The 1,076-nt window shown below is 66.3% G+C and carries 1 protein-coding gene and 1 pseudogene; both read right to left on the reverse strand.

All coding sequences use genetic code 11. From position 1 onward, the window contains the following. On the reverse strand, window positions 1-574 hold a 574-nt coding region (locus tag J4709_RS52735), incomplete at its 3' end, for an alpha-amylase family glycosyl hydrolase (RefSeq protein ID WP_372442260.1). Window positions 575-630: 56 nt separating this feature from the next. Continuing rightward, window positions 631-1,076, reverse strand: a pseudogene (locus J4709_RS52740) (alpha-1,4-glucan--maltose-1-phosphate maltosyltransferase); the annotation flags it as partial.

Below are 1,076 nucleotides of genomic sequence, written 5' to 3' on the forward strand. Positions count from 1 at the left end.
AGTAGTACTGGCCGCGGACGGGGTCGTAGGTCCAGTTGGACTGTTCGGTGTCGACGAAGATGATGCGGGCGTCGGGGTATTTCTCGTCGGTGTCGTCCCACATGTAGAAGTCGCCGAACGGCCCGTCCGGATCGGTCCGCGACGCCTGGAACCAGGAATGCTGGTCGCTGGTGTGGTTCATGACGAGGTCGGCGATGACGCGGATGCCGCGCGCGTGCGCCTGCTCGATCAGCTCCACGAAATCGCCGAGCTCCCCGAAGTCGGGGAGGATCCGCGTGTACTCGGAGATGTCGTAGCCGCCGTCTTTCAGCGGCGACTGGTAGATCGGCAGCAGCCAGAGGCAGTCGACGCCGAGCCATTCGAGATGGTCGAGTTTGGAGATGAGGCCGCGCAGGTCGCCGTAGCCGTCGTTGTTGGAATCGGCGAATCCGCGCACCGACACCTCGTAGAACACGGCCGTCTTGAACCAGTGCGGGTCGCGCGGAGTCTCGGGACTGAATGCGTCCGGGACGGGTTCCGACGCCGCCGGTACCGCGTCCGGGGGGATCTCGGTGACGGGTTCGTCCCTCGGCACCGGTCCGGGCGTCGGGCCTGGTGTCGGGGAGGGAGGCTGTGGCTCGTTAGGTCCGCTCAACTCTCGCTGCTCCGGAACGTGAAGATGTGCGCCGGTCGAAGGTGCGGGTCCAGGTAGACGTAATTGGCCTTCCGCCACGTGTACGTCGCGCCGTCCAGTTCGTCGTGCACGGCGAAGGGGCGGTCGGGGGCGTCGGGGAGGCCGAGTGCGGCGAGGTCGAGGTGGACGGTCGCCTCGCGCGGCTGATGTGGATTGAGGTTGACGATCGCCAGGACCACGTCGTCCATGTGCCGTTTGGAGAAGGCGAGCAGTTCCGGCTGGTCGATGTGGTGGAAATGCAGGTTCCGCAGCAGTTGGAGCGCCGGGTGGGCGTTGCGGAGGGTGTTGAGCTGGGTGATGAGGGGGGCGATGGTGGTGTTGTCGCGGTCGGCGGCTTCCCAGTCGCGGGGGCGGTACTGGTATTTCTCCGAATCGCGGTATTCCTCGCTGCCGGGGCGGACGG

The sequence above is a fragment of the Actinomadura violacea genome (genome assembly GCF_017573465.1).
Lineage (GTDB): Bacteria > Actinomycetota > Actinomycetes > Streptosporangiales > Streptosporangiaceae > Spirillospora > Spirillospora violacea.